Raw genomic sequence first — 21,355 nt, forward strand, 5'->3', positions numbered from 1 at the left:
TTCAACATGCCTTTCGACACAAGCCCCACCCCGTCCCCCCGGGTTACCCTCGGGCACTTGTCTGACCGGAGAATTCCCCTTGACCACCCGTCTTGCCCTTGCCGTCGCCGTGACCCTCGGCCTTGCCCTGCCTGCCTATTCCGCCGTCGCCGCCACCCCCGCCGCCGCGAACGCCCAGCAGGCCAACCCGTTCTTCGCCGACAGCCCGCTGCCGCTGCATTACCCGCAGTTCGACAAGATCAAGGACAGCGACTTCGCCCCCGCCTTCGACGCCGGCATGGACCAGCAGCTCAAGGAAGTGGAGGCCATCGCCAACAACAAGGCCAAGCCCACCTTCGACAACACCCTCATCGCCCTGGAAAAGAGCGGTGACACCCTGGATCGCGCAACGACCGTCTTCTTCAGCCTGGTCGGCGCCGACACCAACGACACCCGCAAAAAGCTCCAGGCCGACTATTCCGCCAAATTTGCCGCCCACAGCGACGCCATCGCCCTCAACGGCAAGCTGTTCGCCCGCATCCAGACCCTGTACGACACCCGCGCCCAGCTCGGCCTCGACGCCGAAGGCGTGCGCCTGGTCGAAAAGTATTACGAAAGCTACGTCCGCGCCGGCGCCAAGCTCAACGATGCCGACAAGACCAAGCTCAAGGCCATGAACGCCGAGCTGGCCAACCTCGGCACCACCTTCAGCCAGAACGTGCAGAACGAGGTGAATGCCTCGGCCGTCGTCGTCGACGACGTCAAGCAGCTCGACGGCCTGTCGCCCGAGCAGATCGCCGCCGCTGCCGAAGCCGCCAAGGCCCGCAAGCTCGACGGCAAGTACGTCATCGCCCTGCTCAACACCACCGGCCAGCCGCCGCTGACCAACCTGCGCAACCGCGACCTGCGCCAGAAAATCTACGAAGCCTCCATCACCCGTGGCAGCCGCGGCGGCCAGTACGACAACACCGCCCTGGTCTCGCGCATCATGCAGCTGCGCGCCGACAAGGCCAAGCTGATGGGCTTTGCGAACTTCGCCGCCTACAACCTCACCAACCAGACCGCCAAGACCCCCGAAGCGGTCAACGCCATGCTCGGCCAGCTCGCCCCGGCCGCCGTCGCCAACGCCAAGCGCGAAGCGGCCGACCTGCAGGCCATGATCGACCAGGAACAGAAGGCCGCCGGCAAGCCCACCTTCAAGCTCGAAGCCTGGGACTGGGCGTTCTACAGCGAGAAGGTCCGCCAGGCCAAGTACAACTTCGACGAATCCCAGCTCAAGCCGTACTTCGAGCTGAAGAACGTGCTGGAAAACGGCGTGTTCTTCGCCGCCAACCAGGAATACGGCCTGACCTTCAAGCAGCGCACCGACCTGCCGGTCTACCACGACGACGTCACCGTCTATGACGTGTTCGATGCCGACGGCAGCCAGCTGGCGATCTTCATCTTCGACCCGTACGCACGCGCCTCCAAGCGCGGCGGCGCCTGGATGAATTCGTACGTGTCCCAGTCCGCGCTGACCGGCTTCAAGCCGGTGGTGGCCAACCACCTCAACATTCCCAAGCCGCCGGCCGGCCAGCAGACCCTGCTGACCTGGGATGAAGTGACCACCACCTTCCACGAGTTCGGCCACGCCCTGCACGGCATGTTCTCCAACGTGAAGTATCCGTACTTCTCCGGGACCGCCGTGCCGCGCGACTTCGTCGAGTTCCCCTCGCAGGTCAACGAAATGTGGTCGGACAACCCGGCCATCCTGAAGAACTACGCCAAGCACTACCAGAACGGCTCGGCGATGCCGCAGGCGCTGCTGGACAAGGTGATTGCCGCAGCCAAGTTCAACCAGGGCTTTGCCACCACCGAATACCTGGGCGCGGCCATGCTTGACCAGCGCTGGCACCAGATCGGTCCGGACCAGGTGCCGGCTGCCAAGGACGTAATGGCCTTCGAGCGCGCCGCGCTGGAGAAGGACGGCATCTACTACGCGCCGGTTCCGCCGCGCTACAAGACCCCGTACTTCAGCCACATCATGGGCGGCTACTCGGCCGGCTACTACGCCTACATCTGGTCCGAAGTGCTCGACGCCAACACCCAGAAGTGGTTCCGCGAGAACGGCGGCCTGAGCCGCAAGAATGGCGACCACTTCCGCAAGGCGCTGCTGTCCAAGGGCGGCAGCGTGGACGCGATGCAGCTGTTCCAGGACTTCGCCGGGCACGCCCCGCAGATCGAGCCGCTGCTGGAAAAGCGTGGCCTGACCTCCGGTGACAGCAAAAAGTAAGCGTCCGCTCCATCGACGCGCACCAGAAGAACGCCCGGCCACGCCGGGCGTTCTTTTTTGGTCTTCCTGCCGCGGTAGATACCCACCCTCGGTGGGTACGGCCGTCAATGCGCCTGCGGATCGAACCACGCTTCCCAGGTGTGCGCCGAGGCGGTCATCGTGGCAGCAGTGTTGAACGCTGTCCGTGCCTGGGAGCTACGGCCCAGATTGAGCAACGCCACACCCAGGTTGAACGCAGCGTGGCGGTCGTCGCTGCCCATGGCCAGCGCGCGGCGCAGCAGCGCACTGGCCTGTGCGTACTGCCCGCGGTCGCAGTAAACGGTACCCAATGCGGTCAGCAGACGCGTGTCATCGGCGTGTACGCCCAACGCATCGTCCAGAACCGCACACGCCGCCTGCAGTGCAGCGTCCGCGTCGTGCGTGCCGGCGAAGGCCGCATGGACATGCTGCCGCGCGGTTCGCAGGGCGTCGTTGACAGTGGCAGGCAGAAGCGGCATCGGTACATGGTAGACCGCGCGCCCCATAAGCGACGTCGATGCCCGCAGGCTCAGCCCGGGAACGCGTATACGTGGATGCGCGCAGGCATGCTGCCCGTCTCCACGCGATAGTGGACATCCTGGCCGTGTCCACGCGGCATGCTGCACATCTGGCCACTGGCTGCGTCGATACGGCAATCGAAGTCCGTACGGGTCGGCGCGGCACCCACCTTGACGTACAGGGTCCCCGCCTGCGCATACCCATCGGCGTCATGGGCCATCAGCACCAGATTGCCCGCCGCACCGGTCACATCGGTAATCACACCGGCCATCGCCGCGTGGTGACCGAGCATTTTCTGGGACTCGATGACGCCGACGTCAGCGGGAAGCTTGCCGAGGTTCCACTTGTAGCAGGCCGTCAGGTCGGAGGACATGCACGGCACTTCGCCGCCCCACGGGTCGTGCGGAAAGCAGGCTTGCTGGGCAACGGCCGAGGCGCTGGCTGCCATACCCAGGACCAGGCCTGCGGTGATCAGACGAACAGAACGAGATTGACGCATACGAGGACTCTCAGGATCGACATGACATCAGTGTCGTAGAGAGGGTCGGTTCGCCGCGGGACGCGGACAATAGGCAAACACGTCATTGCGGGATGTCGGGGCGTACGCGTCACCCAATGGCGCAGACACAGCGTTACAGCGTCACGGCTGCCACAGCGCCGAGGGCGTGGCGGGTCGCGAAACGACACCCGTGCGCGGTCTGTGTGCTACCCCTCAGCGCGGCGCGACATACCCACCCGGCACACCATGGGGGGACAGCACCAGCTGCCAGAGCTGCGCATGCCGGCAGCGGAAACTGGCCATCGACGCCGCCAGGTAAAAACGCCACATGCGCTTGAAGCGTTCATCGTAGCGCTGCGGGTCCAGCTGCGGCCACGCGTTTTCCACGTTCAACCGCCAGGCCTGCAGCGTGCGATCGTAGTCGGTGCCGAAGTTGTGCCAGTCCTCCAGCACGAACAGCCCCTCGAACGCGGCGGTGACCTGGGCCGCCGAGGGCAGCATCGAATTGGGGAAGATGTAGCGCGCGATCCACGGGTCGGTGCGGTGGCGCGACAGGTTGCCGCCGATGGTGTGCAGCAGGAACAGCCCGTGTGGATGCAGGCAACGCCGCGCCATCTCCATATACCCGCGATAGTTCTTGTCGCCCACGTGTTCGAACATGCCCACCGAGAAGATCGCGTCGAAGGTCTCCTCGACGTCGTGGTAGTCCTGCAGGCGGATCTCGATCGGCAGCCCGGCGCACAGCTGGCGTGCGTAGTCGGCCTGCTCCTGCGAGATGGTGATGCCCACCCCGGACACGCCATAGCGCTCGGCGGCAAACTTCAATGCCTCGCCCCAGCCACAACCAATATCCAGCACGTGCTGGCCGGGGCGCAGCCCGAGCTTGCGGCAGATCAGGTCGAGCTTGGCTTCCTGGGCGGCATCCAGGTCCTGGGCATCGCGCCAGTAGCCGCAGCTGTAGACCAGGCGCTGGCCGAGCATGGCCTCGTACAGATCGTTGCCCAGGTCATAGTGGCGCCTGCCAACTTCGAAGCTGCCACTGCCCGCCTGCAGGTTGAACAGGCGCGCCTTGAGCGCATCGGCCACTTCGCGCCAGCCGTGCACGCGTTCGTCCAGGTGGGCCTGCATCAGGTGACACAGGAACCCGTCCAGCGAGGCGGCGTCCCACTGGCCGTCCATGTAACTCTCGCCCAGGCCGAGCGAGCCCTGGGCCATGACCCGCGTATGGAACTGCGGGTCATGCACGTGGATGTCGTGCGGCTGGTCACCGCCAACGGTAACCCCCGCCTCGTGCAGCAACAGCGTCACTCGTCGTTGCAGTCCCGCGTCCACATTGCCTCCGTCGGTCAGCCCCGGGCAAACAGCCCCGCGTAGGCGGTGCCGACGTGCGGCGCCAGCACGCTGGCCGGAACATCCACGGTCTGGGTGCCATCCGAGTACGGCCCCACCTGGTACGGCGGGAACACAAAGCGGACCGCACTGATCTTGCCATCGGTCCCGGTGAGCGGCTGGAACTGACTGAAGTTCTCCGCGCTCGGCTCGGTGCCGTCAGCGATCATCCGGCTGGCGCTGCGCAGCGACTCCTGCAACTGGCCCGGGTCCATGTCTTCGCTGCTCAGGCGGGTGGCCACGCGCTCGCGCAGCTGGTCGCCGATGTAATCACTGACCGCCTTCCAGCCCTTGGCGTCGGCCACCAGCTTGTCAGCGGTGAGCATCTGCTGCTGCTCGGGCAGCCACACAAAGCGCGCCACCAGCGGCTCGCCATGCGCACCGCCGGTGTAGCGGCTGCCATCGGCGCTGACCACCACCAGCTGCGGGGTTTCCAGTACCTTCTCGAAACTCAGCGACAGCTCGTAGGGCATGGTCGGCTTGTCGTTGCCGAGGCCGTCCACCGCCTGCTGCAGCTCGCCGCGCGCCGCGCTGGCATAGTCGGACAACGCCTTGGCCAGGCCCGGGTACCGCGCGATGTCGGTCGGGTAACTGATACCCACCACGGCCTGCGGTGTGTTCTCGATCACGTCGCGCAGTTCCACCGACGCCGCCACATCGTTCGGCGTCTCGATGTTGGCCGGCTGCGCCGCCGTGCTGCCATCGGCCGGCGGTGCCGCGGTATCGGCGGCGTCACGCTTGCAGCCGGCCACCAGCACCAGACCCACGGCCAGGGCCAACGCGCTGGCGCGCAGCGCGCGACGGTTTACTACGATGTTCATTGCAATCCCCTTGTTGAAACCCAGCATGATGATCGGTCGTCCCTGCGAAACCCCCTGCCGCCGTCAGCCGGCCAGCAGGTCGTCGTATTCCTCATGGCGTTGCATGAAGGCTTCGGCATAGGCACACGCCGGCACCACCTTGTATTTGTGTTCGCGCGCATAGCGGAGCGCCACCTTGGTCAACTCCCCTGCGATGCCACGCCCCTCGATCGGCTCGGGCACCTCGGTATGGGTGATGACCATGCGCTTCTGTCGTTTCAGCGACTTGATCTGGTAGTCCAGCAGTGCCAGATGCCCTTGCACCCGGGCCTGGAACCGGTGGTGGGCCAGATCGTGCTCCACCTCGTATGCCAATCCGGGCGGGGTGACCGAAGCCATGGGCGGTGTCTCCTGCGGCAACTGACGCGATAGTGCGCAGCGTAGCGCCATGATCGCGTGAAGTCTGAACAGGGGCAAGCAACGACGCGGAGCGTCACAAACCGTCCTAAAGCTCTGCCGATTCAAGCCGATATCGATAACGGACAGGGCGTGAAAGCTGGCACGAGTTTTGCGACACCTGCCTACCCGATCGTGCTTCACAAGGAGGTCCACATGGACAACGCACCTACCTCCCCCGCACCTGGCGATGCCGACAGCTCGCTGCTGGAGGGCTTGTTCCAGCTGGCCGTGAATGGCCAGACCCAGAGCTGGGAATTCGACCAGATCGACAACGAGGTGTATGCCCGCCTGCTCAGCGCCTACGGTGCGGAAGGCAAGAAGGCCGCGTAAGCGGCCTGTGTCACGACCAGCGGTCGTGACCTGCCCCGGTGACGGCGCGCCGCCCGGGTCTTCGCGTTTCGATCCACGGCCGTGACCTGCCGCCGGCTGCCGGTGACCCCGGTCCCGGCAGGTACCGGACCGTGGGTCGGCACCCCAGGCGCAGGCTCAGCCCAGCGGACGGAAGCTGGGGTTGCTGAGCTCGCGCAGGAAGTGCTCGAAGATCGCCGGGCGCATCGCCAGCAGGAAGATCACCCCGAACGCGGCACCGGCCAGGTGTGCGCTGTGGTTGATGCGATCACCGCCGCGCTTGTCCATCCAGATGCTGTAGCCCACGTAGAACACCGCGTAGAGGATCGCCGGGGCCGGGATGAAGAACACGAAGATCACGCTCCACGGGCTGAGCAGGATGAAGGCGAACAGCACCGCCGACACCGCGCCCGACGCGCCCAGGCTGAGGTAGTTCGGGTTCTTCTGGTTCTTCAGGTAGCTCGGCAGGATCGACACTACCAGCGCCCCCAGATAGAACGCCGGGTAGGTCAGGTAGCTGCCGGTCAGGTTGATCATCAACGACTCGATCTGGCCGCCGAAGAAGAACAGCGTGATCATGTTGAACGCCAGGTGCGCCAGGTCCGCATGGATGAACCCGTAGGTCACCAGACGGTCGTACTGGCGATGGCGGTCCACCGCCGGCGGCCACAGGATCAGGCGGTCGCCGAGCTTTCGGTTCTTGAAGGCCATCCACGACACGATGACGGTGATGGCGATCAACAGCAGATTGACGGGGGTCATGTCAGGGCTCAGGCCGTACGGTAGTTGTCGACCATACGATAGCGCCTCGCATACCAACCGAAGGCCAACGCCGCCAGGAACGCGAAACCGGCGAAGAAGAACATCAGGAAGGCCGCCTCGCTCAAGCCGGTACTGGCGATCTGATGGGTGACCGTGTCATTGCGCACCGCGGCGTTGGACAGCAGTACCCACAGGTTGCCGATGGTGGTGGTGAGGTTCCAGAAGCTCATCACCACGCCCTTCATCGCCTGCGGGGCCTGGCTGTAGGCAAACTCCAGGCCGGTGGCCGAGACCAGCACTTCGCCGAAGGTCAGCAGGGCGTAGGGCAGCATCTGCCAGAAGATGGACATGACGTTGCCGCCGTCCATCATCACCTGGATGCCACCGACCACGATCCAGGCCAGGCCGCTGAAGGCGATACCGGCGGTCATGCGGCGCAGCGCGGTCGGCTCGAAACCGAAGCGGCGCAGTGTCGGGTAGAGCACGAGGTTGTTGAACGGAATCAGGATCATCACCAGCAGCGGGTTCAGCGCCTGCATCTGCGAGGCGGTGAACCACGACGGCATGGCCATCTGCTGGCCCTGCAGCACCCAGGTGGAGGCCTTCTGGTCGAACAGCGAGAAGAACGGCGTGGTCAGGGCGAAGATCACCAGCACGCGCAGCACCGAGCGCACGCCCTCCACGGCCTCGGCCGGGTGCACCGCGCGGGCGCGGTCCAGCTGGAGCCAGGTGCCACCGCCAATGCCGGCCAGCAGCAGGACCAGCGCGATGCACAGGCAGATCACGATGCCCAGGCTGCCAACGAGGCCCATCGAGGCCACCGCCAGCACCGCGCCCAGGATGGCCAGGGTGAGGCCCGGGCGTGCCTTGCCCGGCACCTGCGCGGTCAGCGCAGTACGGACCACGTTGCCGAACGAATGCGGGTCCTTCGGCGGCAGCGGCACCAGCACATAGCGCTTGCGGCCCAGCCAGAACACGAAGGTGGCCACGAACATCAGGATGCCGGGAATGCCGAACGCCCACTGCGGGCCCAGATTCTTCAGCGCCAGCGGAATCAGCAGCGAGGCGAACAGCGAGCCGAAGTTGATGATCCAGTAGAAGGCATCGAACACGATCTTGGCCAGGTGCTTGTTGCTCTGGTCGAACTGGTCGCCCATGAACGAGGCCACCAGCGGCTTGATCCCGCCAGCACCCAGCGCAATCAGCCCCAGGCCGACGAAGAAGCCCTGCCGGCTGTCTTCAAACACCGCCAGGCAGGCGTGGCCGGCGCAGTAGATCAGGCTGAACCAGAGGATGGTGTGGTATTTGCCGAAGAACTTGTCGGCCAGCCAGCCACCGAGCAGCGGGAAGAAATACACGCCGATCATGAAGCTGTGCATGATGTCCTTGGCCTCACCCGCGCGGCCTTCGGCGGTGATCTCCTGCAGCAGCAGCGAGGTGATCAGGAACTGCACCAGGATGTTGCGCATCCCGTAGAAACTGAACCGTTCGCAGGCCTCGTTGCCAATGATGTACGGAATCTGGCGCGGCATTCTTCCCTTGCCTGCGCTGGCGGCTGCGATCATGCTCATCCTATGGGGCTGTCCTGCGAATACGAAAGGGCGCGAGCTTACCGGAACCCCTACCCCCACGCACGCTGCGCCCCTACATGACAGCGCGCCACGGACATGGCAGGCGTGCGCTCCAGAACGCGGCGAAGGTCACGAAGCGTCGACGGACAAAGCGTAAACTTATCGTTATGCGCATGATCTCCACTGCTGTCACGGGACGTTGGCCGGGCTGGTTGTTGCTGATGCTCTGGGTCGCCTCGGCGGCGCCGGTGCAGGCGCGCCAGGCCGCCCCCGGCCCGCGCCTGCTCAAGGTGGCCACGCTGGAGCTACCCACCCTGGACGAGGGGCAATGGGAACAACGCCGCGACCAGGTGCTGCAGATGCTGGAAACGCTGCAGCCGGACGTGATCGCGGTCCAGCGCGTCGTGCAGGCGCAGGGCCGCAACCCGGCCTGCTGGCTGGCCACCCGGCTGCGCTACAGCTGCGACTTCGTCACCGCCGACCCGCCCAGCCAGGCCTTGCGCCACGGCAGCGCCATGCTGACACGGCTGCCGGTCAGCGAAGACGGCGTCACCCTGCTGCACCCCCCGGGCCAGTTCAGCGCTGCCGGCATGTTGCGGGTGAAGCTGCAGGAAGAGCTGATCAACATCTATGTGGCACGCCTGCGCCCGGACCCGGATGAACCGGAGGTGCGCCGTCACCAGAGCAGCGACCTGATGACCTGGATCGGCGCCACCGCCGAAGGGCTGCCGTCGTTGGTTGCTGGCGACTTCTCGGCCGACACCGCCGAACTGGTGCGCAGCGCCCCCGGTTTCCAGCCTGCGCGGCGCAACCCCGGCGAGCGGGTCGATCCACCGTCGGTGGCCGGCAGCGCGCGCGGCCATGGGCTGGACGTGCTGTTCCAGGTCAAGCATTTCGAGGGCATCGGGCAACAGGCCCTGAAGCTGCCGGCCGCCGATGGCGCCGTTCCCGACAAGGGCGCGCTGCGGCTGGGGGTTATGGCCACGTTGCGGCTGCAGTCGCCGGTGCCCGCCAGCGCACCGTGATTCGACAGACAGGGCGACCCAAACGAAAACGGCCAGGCATCGCTGCCTGGCCGTTCCGTCATGCTACCGGGGCATCGCTCAGGCAATTGCGGCCTGGTAACGACGCTCGACTTCGTTCCAGTCGACCACGTTGAAGAACGCGCCGATGTATTCCGGGCGACGGTTCTGGTACTTCAGGTAGTAGGCGTGTTCCCAGACGTCCAGCGCCAGGATCGGCGTGTTGCCGTCCATCAACGGGCTGTCCTGGTTGGCGCTGCTTTCCACCACCACCTTCTTGTCGGGGGTGACGCTCAGCCATGCCCAACCGCTGCCGAAGCGGGTCAGCGCGGCCTTGGTGAAGGCTTCCTTGAACTTCTCGAAGCCACCCAGCTGCGATTCGATCGCCTTGCCCACGTCGCCCACCGGTGCGCCGCCGCCGTTGGGCGACATCACGGTCCAGAACAGGCTGTGGTTGGCGTGGCCGCCACCGTTGTTACGCACCGGACCCTGCAGGTTTTCCGGCAGCGACTTGGTCTTCTTGACCAGCTCTTCGATCGGCAGGTCGGCGAACTCGGTGCCTTCCAGTGCCGCGTTGACGTTGTTGATGTAGGTCTGGTGGTGCTTGGTGTGATGGATTTCCATCGTGGCCGCGTCGATATTCGGCTCAAGTGCGTCGTAGGCGTAGGACAGCTTGGGGAGGGTATAGGCCATGTGGTTCTCCTGGTAGCTCACTCACCCGGCGAAGACCGGGCGTTGCGCTGACGATGATGGGGATGGCCGACGAGCTTACCAAGGTCCATGTAAAGGAAACTTGGTCCTGCGCATGCCGCTTCTACACACGGTGTTACGCACCGGTGACGCCAGCGCGCGGCGCGGCGGCGCTGTTCGGCTGCGCCTCATCGCCGGATGCGCGCTTGGCGGTACAGTAGCGGCTGTCTTCCCTGGCCCGCCCTGCCCCATGCGCAAGCCCCTTCTGTTGCTGGTTGCCATCGTGCTGCTGATCGGCGGCCTGGTTGCGGTCAAATTGATGCAGCGCCCGCCGCCGCCGCAGTTTGCCCCCTCGTTGTCGCAACCGATCGAGGCCGCGCCGGCGGCTGCGGCGGCGCGCACGCCTGCGGGCAACCCGCTGCCCCCGTTCCTGCCGGCCGAGGCACGCGCCACCATCGCGCTGATCCAGCGCGGCGGGCCGTTCCCGCACCGCCAGGACGGCAGCGTGTTCGGCAACCGCGAGCAACGCCTGCCGCAACGCCCACGTGGCTACTACCACGAGTACACCGTCGACACCCCCGGTGCCGGCAATCGCGGTGCGCGCCGCATCGTCACCGGCGGCACCCCGCCTACCGGCTGGTTCTACACCGACGACCACTACGAGACATTCCGCAGTTTTGATGTACCACCGGCCGGGAGCTGGCAATGAACCATGACGCATTCGAGTTGGGCCTGCACGACATCAACAACGCCGGCGTTTACGCCATCGGCAACGGCGACCTGGGCCCGCTGTCGGCGGCGATGCGCGATGCCGGCCTGCGCGTGGTCCAGATCGACCTGGACGGCTGCCAGGACAAGCGCACGCTGCTGATGCGGCTGGCCGCGCGACTGGATTTCCCGACCGGCTTCGGCGGCAACTGGGATGCGCTGACCGACAACCTGCGCGACCTGGCCTGGCTGCCGGCCAACGGCTATGCGCTGTTCTTCAATGATGCCGACGCCCTGCGCGCGCAGGCCGGCGCCGACTTCGACACGCTGCTGGAGGTGCTCGACGAAGCCAGCCGCTTCTGGAGCGAAAGCAACGTACCGTTCTGGGCCTTCGTGGCACTGCAGGATGCAGACGTGGAACTGGACGAGGACGCCGCGACGCCGTAACCCCCATCGGGACAGGGCCACGCCATGCGTGGCCGTGACGCGCCGCCACGCCGGACCCTGGGGCAGCCACCCATGGGGTGGCTCTACCCGCCGATGAGGCGGGGCCTCATCGGCTGCCGTTGTCGTCCTGCAGCTCTTTCTTGAACGGAATATCCGGCGGCGGGCGCGCCACGGCCGGCTGGTCCTGCATGTTCGGATCGCTCAGGCCACAGCCGCCGCCGAACTGGAGGATGGACACCACGCACGAGATCGATGAACTGGTGCCCGGGATCGGGATCTCCACCGACTTGATGCCCTTGCGCACCCACTCGGCCAGCAACGATTCGTTGGGTGCCCAGTACTTCTCGAACGAGGTCGGCGTGTAGTCGTACGGCGGCCGCTTGAGCCACGTGCCGGACTGGGCGATGCGCTCCTTCGTCCAGCCGTCCTTGTCGCCCCCGGGCGCGCCACGTTCGGCCGTGCCCTTGCCGTCCTGGCCGGCTACGCGCACGCTGCCGTCGGCGTTGAACAGGCTGCCGCCAGTGGTGCCGGTCGCGCTCACCGCGCGGCCGTTGAGGTCACGGTCCTGCGGGTGATTGGCCGCCGCCCAGTCGTCGCCGCGCCGCGACGCGGCCCAGTCGCCCGGGTCCGCAGCCGGTTTGGCCGGCGACGGGCTTGGCGTGGCCGGTGCCGTGCGCGCGGCGCTGTTGGCGCTGGGCGCGGTGCTGGAACGCGGCGCGGTCGCCGTGGATGCGCTGGCCGGGGCGGTCGTGGGGGTCGGCGGTGCCGGGCGCGGGGTGGCATTGGGCACCGCCCGCTCGCGCACCGCCACCTGGGCAGGTGATGGTGCCGGGACCCTCAGCTCGCGCTGCGGCACGCGCGCCACCGCCACCGACGGCGTCTGCAATGGCTGCACCTGACGCTCGCGCACCTGCACCTCACGCTGGGGCAGCGGCACGTCCACGCGCGGGCCGGGCACCACCACCGGCGGCGTCGGTGCCTCGACCACGCCGATCTCACGCTCGCGCACCGTCAGCTCGGGGGTGCGCACCTGTGGTTCGGCGGGGCGCGGCATCGCCACGTCCGCACGCGGCGAAGGGGCCTCCACCGTGGCCACCGTGCGCTCGCGCACCGCGATGTCCTGCGGGTCGCGCGGCACCACGCGCACCTCGGTGCGCACCGCGCTGGGCGGTGGCACCACGAAATCGGTGGTGGCCTGCGCCACGTCGGTGGCCTGAAGCGGCTGCTCCGGGGTGGGCGCGGCGGGGCTGGGCGGCGCCGGCCGCGGCTCGCTGGCCGGCGGCGGATTGGCACGCGCCGGCGCGGATGCCGTGGCCGCCGCCGTGGGTTCGACCTGCGGCGTCGGCGGCTGTGGCTGCGCGGTGTCCGGCGTCGCCTCGACCGGTGTCGGCGCGGCGGCCTGGCCACCATCGTCCTGCTGTGGCGTGCCGCGACCCACCAGCGACACCTGCACGCGGCCACTTTCGCCGCCCTGCTCCGGCACCACCGGCGGTCGAATCAGGGCCACCCACAGCAGCAGCGCGGCAAACAGCACATGCAACAGCAGGCTGATCGTGGCCGACGACCAGCGCATCCAGCGCTGGTCGCGCGGGGCCGGTTCCCAGCCCTGCCACAGCAGGCGCCGCAACGATTGCACGAACCCCAGCTGCGGCAGCCGCCCGGCGGACACCGGCAACGGGCGCCCGATCAGGGCGGCGATGACCTCGCTGGAACGAAACGGACGCGGCAACGGGCTGAGCGCGCGCAGCCACAGGCCCCACCCGTAAGGAAGGCCCGTGGTTTTCTCAAGGATGCGGTTGTCCGGCTGGCGTGCCAGCAGCCAATCGAGGATCTCGTCAGCCCGGCGCAGTGGCACGCAGCGCGATCAGGCGGCCGTGCCGCGCGGGATGTACGGCGCGTCGCCACTGTCGTGGTCGGTCGCGTCGCGTACCGCGGTGATCCCGGGCACCCGGCCCATCAGGGTTTTTTCGATGCCCTGCTTGAGGGTCACATCGGCCATGCCGCAGCCCTGGCAGCCACCACCGAAGCGCAGCAGCACCACGCCGTCGGCCGACACTTCCTGCACGGCCACTTTGCCGCCGTGGGAAGCCAGCTGCGGGTTCACTTCGTTCTCCACCACCCAGCGCACGCGTTCGACCAGCGAATTCGCCTCGCCCGGCGCTTCGCCCTTGATCTTGGGGGCCTTGATGGTCAGCTGCTGGCTGCCGGTGGCATTGCTGACGATGTCGATCTCGGCACCGTCGAGCCAGCCCACGCTGGGCGCATCCACGAACAGGGTGAAGCCATCGCAGTCCACCGCCCACTCGTCGCCGAGCAGTTGGGCCGGCTCGGCAAACTCGAGCCGGGCATCGGCGCGGGGGGTTCCCGCATCGACGGCGCTCAGGCGCACGCCCATGCCGGGCACGGCCTCACGCTCGATCAGCTTGCGGAAATAGGTTTGGGCGGTGTCGGATATCTGGATCATCGGGCTATTCTAGCGGCTTACATGTTATGCGCTCATTCGGTTTATACATTGGCCGGCGCATCGTTCAGTCATCTTGCTAGAACACTGGGAGTGGAGGATTTCATGGCCGACCTGATTCCGCTGGCGCGGGCGCACTGCGTGCCGCGCAAGGGCAGCGACCACAAGCTGGGCGAGGCCCGCGTGGCCGAACTGCTGGCCCAGGTGCCCGGCTGGGAGCTGGCCGAACACGGCCAGGCGCTGACCCGCACCTTCCGCTTCGACGACTACCACCGGACCATGGCCTTCGTGAACGCACTGGCCTGGGTGGCCCACCGCGAAGACCACCACCCCGACCTGGGCGTGCATTACGACCGGGCGGTGGTGCGCTTTTCCACCCACGACGTGGGTGGCCTGAGCGAAAACGACTTCATCTGCGCAGCGAAGGCTTCGGCCCTGACGGAGTGACCCCATGAAACTGCAGTCCCTCGTGTTGTCCAGCATTGCCCTTACCGCCCTGGCCGGCTGCAACAAGCCGGCCGAGCCGACCGCCCCGGTGGCCGCGCCGACCGAAGTGGCCGCCGTGAAGACCCCGCCGCCGCAGTACCCGATCGAACTGGCCTGCCAGGGCATCGGCGGCACCAGCACCTTCAAGGTGGTGATTGCCGCCAACGGCAAGCCCAGCCAGGTGGCGCAGGTGACCAGCAGCGGCAACGCCCAGCTCGACGCACAGGCCAAGACCGCGGTGGAAGGCTGGGAGTTCAAGGCGGCCACCCGCGCCGGCCAGACGGTGTCCACCACCATCCAGGTGCCGGTGAGCTTCAACCCGCCGCAACCCAAGCCGGACGAGTGCTTCGCGGTGGAAGAGCGGCTGCGCCGGGGCGGTTGAGGTTTCCCTGATCTGAGGTCAGCCCGCGCCAGCCTCCCCTTACCGCGCCCCCGGGGAACCCCATCGGGGCGCGTTGCACTTCCCCAAGGATGCTGTGGCGCATGCTCGAAATTTCGTCTGAAAACGTCTGGGTCGCGCTTGGCGTGACCCTGGCTGCCGGCCTGGCAACCGGCCTGGGCAGCCTGATGGTGCTGTTCTCGCGTCGCCCCAACCCGCGGCTGCTGGCCTTCGGGCTGGCCTTTGCCGGTGGCGCGATGGTGTTCGTGTCGCTCACCGAGATCCTGAACAAGGCGATCGATTCGTTCACCCAGGCCTACGATGCCCGGCTGGGCTTCGCCTACGGCACGGCTGCGTTCCTGGCCGGGGTGCTGCTGATCGTGGTGATCGATCACCTGATCCCGAACCCGCACGAGAGCCTGGACAAGCAGGATCCGGTATTCCGCGACAACAACAAGGCCTACATCAAGCGGGTGGGCCTGCTGACCGCGATCGCGATCACCGCGCACAACTTTCCCGAAGGCCTGGCCACGTTCTTTGCCACGCTGGAGAGCCCTTCGGTGGGCATGCCGCTGGCCTTCGCCATCGCCATCCACAACATCCCCGAAGGCATCGCCATTGCGGTGCCGGTGTATTTCGCCACCCAGAACAAGTGGTACGCCTTCGGCGCCAGCCTGCTCTCGGGCCTGGCCGAGCCGGTCGGCGCGGCGATCGGCTACTTCGCGCTCTCGGGCATGCTCAACCACGCCACTTTCGGCTGGGTGTTCGGCCTGATTTCCGGGGTGATGGTGTTCCTCGCCTTGGACGAACTGCTGCCGGCGGCAAAGCGCTACGCCAAGGGCCACGAAACCGTGTACGGCCTGGTGGCCGGCATGGGAAGCCTGGCGGTCAGCCTGGTGCTGTTCAAGTGGTGAGGCCGACGGCAGGGCCGTATCCGCCCCTGTTGCCGTATCCACCGACGGTGGATACCTGCCGCGGCGGCGCGCGGGCATGAACCGGTAGGCCATGACCGTCGGTCATGGCCCCCGGAGGACCTGCCGGGAGGTGCGCCGGTTTACTTCAACCGGTTCAGCACCTCGGTCAGCTCCTCGGCCAGCGGCGCGTTGAGCAGGTACGGGGTCTTGCCGGCATCCAGGGCGAACTCCAGCGAGGCGGCGTGCAGGAACAGGCGCTTGAGCCCGATCTGCTCACGAAGCCGCTTGTTGACGTCCGGATCGCCGTACTTGTCGTCACCGGCGACCGGATGACCCAGGTGCTGTGCATGCACGCGGATCTGGTGGGTGCGTCCGGTTTCGATGCGGACCTCGCAGTACGAATGCCCGCCCTTGCGTTCCAGCACCCTGAAGTGACTGATCGACTCCTTGCCGATCGGGTTGACCTGCACATGCCGCTCCCCGCCCTGGCGCAGCCCCACATGCAGCGGCGCATCCACGGTCATGGTGCCGTCGGGCATGCGCCCGACCAGCAGCGTCAGGTAGTGCTTGCGGATGCCCGAGCCGTGGTCTTCGCGCAGCAGCGCCTGCAGCTCGCTCAGCGCCGAACGCTTCTTGGCCACGATCAGCAGGCCCGACGTGTCGCGGTCCAGCCGGTGCACCAGTTCCAGGGTCTTGCCTGGGCGCAGCGCCCGCAGCGTCTCGATCGCGCCGAAGCTGATCCCACTGCCGCCGTGGCTGGCCACGCCCGACGGCTTGTTCAGCGCCAGCAACCGATCGTCTTCGAACACGATGGCATCTTCCAGCCGTTTCATGAACGCGGCGGGCGGGCCTGCCTTGTCGCCCTCCTCGGTGAGACGGACCGGCGGCACCCGGACCTCATCGCCCGGCTCCAGCTTGCGCTCGGCCTTGGCGCGGCCGCCGTTGATCCGGACCTGGCCACTGCGCACCAGCTTGTAGATCAGGCTGCGGGGCGCACCCTTGAGCTGGCCGAGCAGGAAGTTGTCCAGGCGCTGCCCGGCGCGGTCGGCCGGGACGGTGATGATACGTACGCTGGTCATGGCTTCAGCGGCTTTGGGGGTGGGCTCGGTAACGGTCATTGGCCTTTTATTCTGTTACACTCGGCATGCGAGATAAGGGATTGATTTCGTTGGAAGTTGCTCTGGGCCAGAAGCCCGACTTCCCGCGATTCCGGCACAGTGCGCAGCCACCGCCCCCGGGGCGGCCATGTTAGCGGCTCACCGGCGGTCCCGGCCATCGCCGGATGCCTGACAAGCGTCTGTGCTGAAAAACATGTCCCTGTGGCGCTCCAGCCTGGCTGACAGCTGCCTCCGGCCCGTAACACCCAAACCAAAACAAATGAAGCGCTCCCGCGGGCTGCCGTGGTGTTGTAGCGCTGGAAACCCAAGCCGCCCTCCCCGCGCCTGCGCGATGGGCGTCGAAGCGTGACCAGAAGCGAAACCCCATGGTGTTCCGCGCGGTAGCAGCGCGCGAGGAACCCAACAATGAAGCGAATGCTGATCAATGCCACGCAGGCTGAAGAGCTGCGGGTAGCCATCGTGGATGGCCAGACGCTGTACGACATCGACATCGAACAGCCGTCCAAGGAACAGAAGAAGTCGAACATCTACAAGGGTCGCATCACGCGCCTTGAACCGTCGCTGGAAGCGGCCTTCGTCGAATACGGCGGTGAACGCCACGGCTTCCTGCCGCTGAAGGAAATCTCGCGCGATTACTTCGCTGCGGGCGTGGACCACAACAAGGCCGGCATCCGCGAACTGCTGCGTGAAGGCCAGGAAGTGGTTGTCCAGGTCGACAAGGAAGAGCGTGGCAACAAGGGCGCCGCCCTGACCACGTTCATCTCCCTGGCGGGCCGCTACATGGTCCTGATGCCGAACTCGCCCACCGCCGGCGGCGTGTCGCGTCGCATCGAGGGCGAAGACCGTGCCGCGCTGAAGGAAGCGCTGGACAAGCTGAACATCCCCGACGACATGGGCGTGATCATCCGCACCGCCGGCGTCGGCCGCGATGCCGAAGAGCTGCAGTGGGATCTGGATTACCTGCTGCAGGTGTGGAAGTCGATCGCCGAAGCGGCGCTGACCAAGCCGGCCTCCTTCCTGATCTACCAGGAGTCGCGCCTGATCGTGCGCGCCCTGCGTGACTACCTGCGCGCCGACGTCGGCGAGATCCTGGTGGACACCCAGGAACTGTACGAGACCGCCCGCGAGTTCATGCAGCAGGTGATGCCGCAGACCCTGCGCAAGCTCAAGCACTACACCGACGACATCCCGCTGTTCAACCGCTTCCAGATCGAATCGCAGATCGAAGGCGCGTATGAGCGCAACGTGCGCCTGCCCTCCGGCGGCTCGATCGTGGTCGACCAGACCGAAGCGCTGACCGCCATCGACGTCAACTCCTCGCGCGCCACCAAGGGCAGCGATATCGAGGACACCGCGTTCCAGACCAACCTGGAAGCGGCCGAAGAAGTGGCCCGCCAGCTGCGCCTGCGCGACCTGGGCGGCCTGGTGGTCATCGATTTCATCGACATGGCCTCCAACAAGCACCAGCGCGAAGTTGAAAACCGCCTGCAGAACGCGCTCAAGTACGACCGTGCGCGCGTGCAGCTGGGCCGCATCTCGCGCTTTGGCCTGATGGAAATGAGCCGCCAGCGCCTGCGCCCGAGCCTGGGCGAATCCAGCCAGATCGTGTGCCCGCGTTGCGACGGCCATGGCCGCATGCGCAGCGTCGAGTCGCTGTCGCTGTCGATCATCCGCGTGGCTGAAGAGCATGCGATGAAGGAGAACACCGGGCAGGTGCTGGTCCAGGCCCCGGTCGAGATCGCCAACTACCTGCTCAATGAAAAGCGCAGCGCCCTGCGCGAAATCGAACAGCGCCATGACGCGCCGATCGTGATCGTCGCCGACGAACAGCTGCACACCCCGCATTACGAAGTGACCCGCCTGCGCGACAACGAGCTGGGCGAAGAAAGCGGCAAGCCGAGCTACCAGCGCGGCACCCCGCGCAAGCTGCCGGTGCATGCGCTGACCAAGGCCCAGCTGAACATTCCGGTGGCCCCGGCGGTGACCCAGGTCAAGCACAGCCAGCCGGCGCCGATCCGCGAAGCCCCGGAACCGGAAGCCGCACCCGCACCGGTCGCTGCCCCGGCCCCGGTGGCCGCACCGGCCGCCACTGGCGTGGTGGGCTGGCTCAAGCGCATCTTCGGTGGCGAGCCGGCCCCGGCCACTGCCCCGCCGGCGAACGCACGCCCGGCCCAGGACGGCAACCGCACCAACCGCAACAAGGATCGCAACAAGGACCGCACTGGCGGCCGCCGCGATGAACGCGGTGGCGAGCGCAACGGCAATGGCGGCGCACAGGCGCAGGGCCAGGGTCGTGGCAAGGACCGCGGTGAACGTGGCGAGCGTGGCGAACGCGGTGGCAAGAACGAGCGTCGTGACGAGCGCCGCCAGGACGTCGCCGCACCGGTGGCCGGCAATGCCGCACAGGTGCAGGCACCGGGCCAGGCCAAGCCGCGCAACGAACAGCAGCCCAAGCAGCCGCGCAATGAGCAGCAGCCGAAGCTGAAGCAGAAGCAGAACCCGCAGCAGCCCAAGCCGCAGCAGGGCGATGCCGACAAGGCCGGGGCCAGCGACAAGCCGGCACGCCAGCCGCAGGCCGATGCGCCGAAGCCGGGCAACACGACCGCGCCGGTTGCCGATGCCGCACTGGTGGCCGCCGCTGCCGTGGGCGTGGCCGACGCCGCCGCCCCGTACGCCGCCGCGCAGGACAGCGCACACACCGCGGCCGCCGTGGACGAGGCGCAGGTTGCCACCGGCGAGAACGGTGAACAGGCCGATGCCCCGGGCACCGGCGATGACGCCAATGGCGAAGGCGGCTCGCGCCGTCGTCGCGGCCGTCGCGGTGGCCGTCGTCGTCGTCGTGGCAATGGCGAGCAGGCTGCCGGCAGCGATGGCCTGAACGATGACGCCGGTCTGGATGATGACGGCGACAGCGATGACCAGGAGGGCGACCAGGAGGGTGGCGACACCGCCCAGGCCCCGCGTCCGGCGGCCGGCAATGGCCAGCCGCAGCCGGAGTTCGAGTTCGACGACGAAACCGCTGCTGCGCCCGCCGCGGCACCGGTCCGTGCGCCGCGCCCGGCACCCGTCGCTGCGCCGGTGGCCGCTGTGGCCGCCGCCGAACCGGTGGCCGTGGTCAGCAGCCCGGTCGTGACCGCCGGTCACAGCGAGGCCGCCCCGGTGGCCCCGCAGGTGCCGGCCGAGAAGCCTGCCCCGTCCTACACCGACCGCGTGCCGTTCGTGGAATCGCCGATGCCGGCACCGCCGGTGGTCGACGTTGCCAAGCCGACCCAGGTTGCGCCGGTGGTCGAGGCACCGAAGGCAGTTGAAGCGGCTCCGGTGGTTGAAGCACCGAAGGCTGTGGAAGCCGCTCCGGTCGCAGCAGCACCGAAGGCTGTTGAAGCTGCCCCGGTGGTCGAAGCACCGAAGGCCGTTGAAGCCGCTCCGGTCGCCGCAGCGCCGAAGGCTGCTGAAGCTGCCCCGGTGGTTGAAGCACCGAAGGCCGTTGAAGCCGCTCCGGTCGCCGCAGCGCCGAAGGCTGTTGAAGCTGCCCCGGTGGTTGAAGCACCGAAGGCCGTTGAGGCCGCCCCGGTTGCCGCGGCACCGAAGGCGGTTGAAGCTGCCCCGGTGGTCGAAGCACCGAAGCCGGTGGACACCGCTCCGGCCGCCGTGACCGCCGATGAACGCCAGGACGCGCGTCCGGTGCAGTCCAGCATGCTGGAGGTCGACCCGACCCAGCCGGCACCGGAGAAGGCCGCACCGGCCCCGGTCGCCCGCGTCGAGGCCGCCCCGGCGGCCCCGGTCGTGCATAACGGCCAGCTGTTCGGCAATGCGGGCAGCGACACCCCCGCCAGCACCGACGCTGCCGCACAGGCTGCCCAGGCCGAAGCCCGCGAGGACATCCCCACCGATGTCGCGCAGGCCGAAGAAGCCGGCACGCCGGATCAGGACAAGCACGACAAGGCCTGATCCCGCGCCAGTGGGACCGTAGTAAACAGACAGCGGCCTTCGGGCCGCTGTCTGCATTTGGGCCCTCGGTGGGCTGTGGCATGCTCGGCGCATGAATCGACGCCCTCGCCTCACACCCTGCGCCGCGCTGCTGGTGCTGCTGGTGCTGCTGTCGGCCTGCCAGCCCGCCCCGCCTGCTCCGCTCAGCAAGGCCGCCATCGCGGTCCGCGATGCCGCGCCGGAGGACCTGTTCGTGGGCCGGCTGCAGGGCGTGGACATCGAACTGCTGGTGCAGGACTGCAAGGTCTTCCAGGTCACGCGTGGGCCCGAACAGGCCGTCGCCCTCACCGAAGTGCTGGCACCGCCGCCCTACCCGTTCTTCACCGACTGCCAGCGGCAATCACTGCGCCACGAAGAGGACGCGGTGATTGCGGTGCTGGGGCGCATGGCGTTGGGTGCCGGCGGGTGCTGCGCCACCGGCGGCACCTGGCGCACGCGCGACGGCCAGACGTGGGAGAAGATCAGCGAGCAGGCCATTCCGTAGCGGCAGGTACCCACCGTTGGTGGGTATGGGGCAGCCACGCATG

21 protein-coding genes are annotated in these 21,355 nt (G+C 67.4%); 10 read left to right on the forward strand and 11 right to left on the reverse strand.

The window, feature by feature from the left end; genetic code table 11:
- Window positions 1-79 precede the first annotated feature (79 nt).
- Window positions 80-2,251, forward strand: a complete 2,172-nt coding sequence (locus GQ674_RS11750; RefSeq protein WP_159497226.1) for a M3 family metallopeptidase — start codon at window positions 80-82, stop codon at window positions 2,249-2,251.
- A gap of 104 nt (window positions 2,252-2,355) precedes the next feature.
- Here the strand turns inward: GQ674_RS11750 and GQ674_RS11755 are convergent, their stop codons facing one another.
- The 5 genes from GQ674_RS11755 to GQ674_RS11775 all read right to left on the reverse strand — a co-directional run bounded on the left by GQ674_RS11755 (window position 2,356) and on the right by GQ674_RS11775 (window position 5,875).
- Entirely contained in the window at window positions 2,356-2,748 is a 393-nt protein-coding gene (locus tag GQ674_RS11755; protein WP_159497227.1) for a tetratricopeptide repeat protein, read from the reverse strand.
- Window positions 2,749-2,798: 50 nt separating this feature from the next.
- Window positions 2,799-3,161 carry a hypothetical protein gene (locus tag GQ674_RS11760; protein WP_159497228.1) on the reverse strand — a complete coding sequence of 121 codons (363 nt, stop codon included), beginning with the start codon at window positions 3,159-3,161 and terminating at the stop codon, window positions 2,799-2,801.
- Window positions 3,162-3,500: 339 nt separating this feature from the next.
- Window positions 3,501-4,619, reverse strand: coding sequence for a cyclopropane fatty acyl phospholipid synthase (gene cfa, locus GQ674_RS11765; protein ID WP_159497229.1), 1,119 nt, complete (start codon window positions 4,617-4,619; stop codon window positions 3,501-3,503).
- Between the two features lie 14 nt (window positions 4,620-4,633).
- Entirely contained in the window at window positions 4,634-5,497 is an 864-nt protein-coding gene (locus GQ674_RS11770; protein WP_159497230.1) for a DUF3298 and DUF4163 domain-containing protein, read from the reverse strand.
- 63 nt (window positions 5,498-5,560) lie between these two features.
- Window positions 5,561-5,875 carry a GNAT family N-acetyltransferase gene (locus GQ674_RS11775; protein ID WP_128097880.1) on the reverse strand — a complete coding sequence of 105 codons (315 nt, stop codon included), beginning with the start codon at window positions 5,873-5,875 and terminating at the stop codon, window positions 5,561-5,563.
- Window positions 5,876-6,088: 213 nt separating this feature from the next.
- Here GQ674_RS11775 and GQ674_RS21500 point away from each other — a divergent pair, with 213 nt between their 5' ends.
- The gene (locus GQ674_RS21500) at window positions 6,089-6,265 is read left to right on the forward strand and encodes a hypothetical protein (RefSeq protein WP_181394068.1); all 177 of its coding nucleotides are present in this window, start codon (window positions 6,089-6,091) and stop codon (window positions 6,263-6,265) included.
- A 156-nt stretch (window positions 6,266-6,421) separates the two neighbouring features.
- Here GQ674_RS21500 and GQ674_RS11780 read toward each other — a convergent pair whose 3' ends face one another.
- Window positions 6,422-7,045 (reverse strand): rhomboid family intramembrane serine protease, encoded by a 624-nt coding sequence (locus GQ674_RS11780; RefSeq protein ID WP_159497231.1) that lies wholly within the window; start codon window positions 7,043-7,045, stop codon window positions 6,422-6,424.
- An 8-nt stretch (window positions 7,046-7,053) separates the two neighbouring features.
- Entirely contained in the window at window positions 7,054-8,610 is a 1,557-nt protein-coding gene (locus tag GQ674_RS11785) for an oligopeptide:H+ symporter (RefSeq protein ID WP_159499420.1), read from the reverse strand.
- A gap of 227 nt (window positions 8,611-8,837) precedes the next feature.
- Here GQ674_RS11785 and GQ674_RS11790 point away from each other — a divergent pair, with 227 nt between their 5' ends.
- A complete protein-coding gene (locus GQ674_RS11790) occupies window positions 8,838-9,641 on the forward strand; it encodes an endonuclease/exonuclease/phosphatase family protein (RefSeq protein WP_236546299.1) in 804 nt (267 codons plus the stop codon).
- A 78-nt stretch (window positions 9,642-9,719) separates the two neighbouring features.
- On the opposite strand, the gene GQ674_RS11795 is transcribed toward GQ674_RS11790, so the two are convergent.
- Window positions 9,720-10,331: a superoxide dismutase gene (locus GQ674_RS11795; RefSeq protein WP_038692027.1), complete on the reverse strand. Its 612-nt coding sequence runs from the start codon at window positions 10,329-10,331 to the stop codon at window positions 9,720-9,722.
- 247 nt (window positions 10,332-10,578) lie between these two features.
- Between GQ674_RS11795 and GQ674_RS11800 the strand changes: the two genes are divergently transcribed.
- A complete protein-coding gene (locus tag GQ674_RS11800; RefSeq protein ID WP_159497233.1) occupies window positions 10,579-11,037 on the forward strand; it encodes a ribonuclease domain-containing protein in 459 nt (152 codons plus the stop codon).
- Window positions 11,034-11,483, forward strand: coding sequence for a barstar family protein (locus GQ674_RS11805; protein ID WP_128097877.1), 450 nt, complete (start codon window positions 11,034-11,036; stop codon window positions 11,481-11,483). Before GQ674_RS11800 ends, GQ674_RS11805 begins: the two co-directional genes overlap by 4 nt.
- 106 nt (window positions 11,484-11,589) lie before the next feature.
- On the opposite strand, the gene GQ674_RS11810 is transcribed toward GQ674_RS11805, so the two are convergent.
- Both GQ674_RS11810 and GQ674_RS11815 read right to left on the reverse strand, forming a co-directional pair.
- Window positions 11,590-13,338 (reverse strand): hypothetical protein, encoded by a 1,749-nt coding sequence (locus GQ674_RS11810; RefSeq protein ID WP_159497234.1) that lies wholly within the window; start codon window positions 13,336-13,338, stop codon window positions 11,590-11,592.
- Window positions 13,339-13,347: 9 nt separating this feature from the next.
- Complete coding sequence (locus GQ674_RS11815) at window positions 13,348-13,947, reverse strand: NfuA family Fe-S biogenesis protein (protein ID WP_038687513.1); 600 nt, start codon at window positions 13,945-13,947, stop codon at window positions 13,348-13,350.
- A gap of 102 nt (window positions 13,948-14,049) precedes the next feature.
- On the opposite strand from GQ674_RS11815, the gene GQ674_RS11820 reads away from it, so the two are divergent.
- The 3 genes from GQ674_RS11820 to zupT all read left to right on the forward strand — a co-directional run bounded on the left by GQ674_RS11820 (window position 14,050) and on the right by zupT (window position 15,723).
- The gene (locus GQ674_RS11820; protein WP_128097041.1) at window positions 14,050-14,391 is read left to right on the forward strand and encodes a 4a-hydroxytetrahydrobiopterin dehydratase; all 342 of its coding nucleotides are present in this window, start codon (window positions 14,050-14,052) and stop codon (window positions 14,389-14,391) included.
- 4 nt (window positions 14,392-14,395) lie between these two features.
- Complete coding sequence (locus tag GQ674_RS11825; RefSeq protein ID WP_159497235.1) at window positions 14,396-14,812, forward strand: energy transducer TonB; 417 nt, start codon at window positions 14,396-14,398, stop codon at window positions 14,810-14,812.
- 101 nt (window positions 14,813-14,913) lie between these two features.
- On the forward strand, window positions 14,914-15,723 hold the full coding sequence (gene zupT / locus GQ674_RS11830; RefSeq protein ID WP_159497236.1) for a zinc transporter ZupT: 810 nt from the start codon (window positions 14,914-14,916) through the stop codon (window positions 15,721-15,723).
- A gap of 140 nt (window positions 15,724-15,863) precedes the next feature.
- Here zupT and GQ674_RS11835 read toward each other — a convergent pair whose 3' ends face one another.
- A complete protein-coding gene (locus GQ674_RS11835) occupies window positions 15,864-16,802 on the reverse strand; it encodes an RluA family pseudouridine synthase (RefSeq protein ID WP_159497237.1) in 939 nt (312 codons plus the stop codon).
- A gap of 444 nt (window positions 16,803-17,246) precedes the next feature.
- Here GQ674_RS11835 and GQ674_RS11840 point away from each other — a divergent pair, with 444 nt between their 5' ends.
- Window positions 17,247-20,789 carry an Rne/Rng family ribonuclease gene (locus GQ674_RS11840; protein ID WP_159497238.1) on the forward strand — a complete coding sequence of 1,181 codons (3,543 nt, stop codon included), beginning with the start codon at window positions 17,247-17,249 and terminating at the stop codon, window positions 20,787-20,789.
- A 91-nt stretch (window positions 20,790-20,880) separates the two neighbouring features.
- Window positions 20,881-21,312, forward strand: a complete 432-nt coding sequence (locus tag GQ674_RS11845) for a hypothetical protein (protein ID WP_159497239.1) — start codon at window positions 20,881-20,883, stop codon at window positions 21,310-21,312.
- Window positions 21,313-21,355: the final 43 nt, after the last annotated feature.

It is taken from the genome of Stenotrophomonas sp. 364 (assembly GCF_009832905.1).
Classification (GTDB): domain Bacteria; phylum Pseudomonadota; class Gammaproteobacteria; order Xanthomonadales; family Xanthomonadaceae; genus Stenotrophomonas; species Stenotrophomonas maltophilia_AP.

Bases quoted from the DNA above. Each gene is read 5' to 3' on its own strand.
- GQ674_RS21500 (WP_181394068.1), top strand. From the start codon at position 6,089: ATGGACAACGCACCTACCTCCCCCGCACCTGGCGATGCCGACAGCTCG.
- GQ674_RS11815 (WP_038687513.1), bottom strand. From the start codon at position 13,947: ATGATCCAGATATCCGACACCGCCCAAACCTATTTCCGCAAGCTGATC.
- zupT (WP_159497236.1), top strand. From the start codon at position 14,914: ATGCTCGAAATTTCGTCTGAAAACGTCTGGGTCGCGCTTGGCGTGACC.
- GQ674_RS11770 (WP_159497230.1), bottom strand. From the start codon at position 5,497: ATGAACATCGTAGTAAACCGTCGCGCGCTGCGCGCCAGCGCGTTGGCC.
- GQ674_RS11845 (WP_159497239.1), top strand. From the start codon at position 20,881: ATGAATCGACGCCCTCGCCTCACACCCTGCGCCGCGCTGCTGGTGCTG.
- GQ674_RS11775 (WP_128097880.1), bottom strand. From the start codon at position 5,875: ATGGCTTCGGTCACCCCGCCCGGATTGGCATACGAGGTGGAGCACGAT.
- GQ674_RS11840 (WP_159497238.1), top strand. From the start codon at position 17,247: ATGAAGCGAATGCTGATCAATGCCACGCAGGCTGAAGAGCTGCGGGTA.
- GQ674_RS11820 (WP_128097041.1), top strand. From the start codon at position 14,050: ATGGCCGACCTGATTCCGCTGGCGCGGGCGCACTGCGTGCCGCGCAAG.
- GQ674_RS11825 (WP_159497235.1), top strand. From the start codon at position 14,396: ATGAAACTGCAGTCCCTCGTGTTGTCCAGCATTGCCCTTACCGCCCTG.
- GQ674_RS11800 (WP_159497233.1), top strand. From the start codon at position 10,579: ATGCGCAAGCCCCTTCTGTTGCTGGTTGCCATCGTGCTGCTGATCGGC.
- GQ674_RS11805 (WP_128097877.1), top strand. From the start codon at position 11,034: ATGAACCATGACGCATTCGAGTTGGGCCTGCACGACATCAACAACGCC.
- GQ674_RS11780 (WP_159497231.1), bottom strand. From the start codon at position 7,045: ATGACCCCCGTCAATCTGCTGTTGATCGCCATCACCGTCATCGTGTCG.
- GQ674_RS11785 (WP_159499420.1), bottom strand. From the start codon at position 8,610: ATGATCGCAGCCGCCAGCGCAGGCAAGGGAAGAATGCCGCGCCAGATT.
- GQ674_RS11835 (WP_159497237.1), bottom strand. From the start codon at position 16,802: ATGACCAGCGTACGTATCATCACCGTCCCGGCCGACCGCGCCGGGCAG.
- GQ674_RS11755 (WP_159497227.1), bottom strand. From the start codon at position 2,748: ATGCCGCTTCTGCCTGCCACTGTCAACGACGCCCTGCGAACCGCGCGG.
- GQ674_RS11760 (WP_159497228.1), bottom strand. From the start codon at position 3,161: ATGTCCTCCGACCTGACGGCCTGCTACAAGTGGAACCTCGGCAAGCTT.
- GQ674_RS11790 (WP_236546299.1), top strand. From the start codon at position 8,838: ATGCTCTGGGTCGCCTCGGCGGCGCCGGTGCAGGCGCGCCAGGCCGCC.
- GQ674_RS11795 (WP_038692027.1), bottom strand. From the start codon at position 10,331: ATGGCCTATACCCTCCCCAAGCTGTCCTACGCCTACGACGCACTTGAG.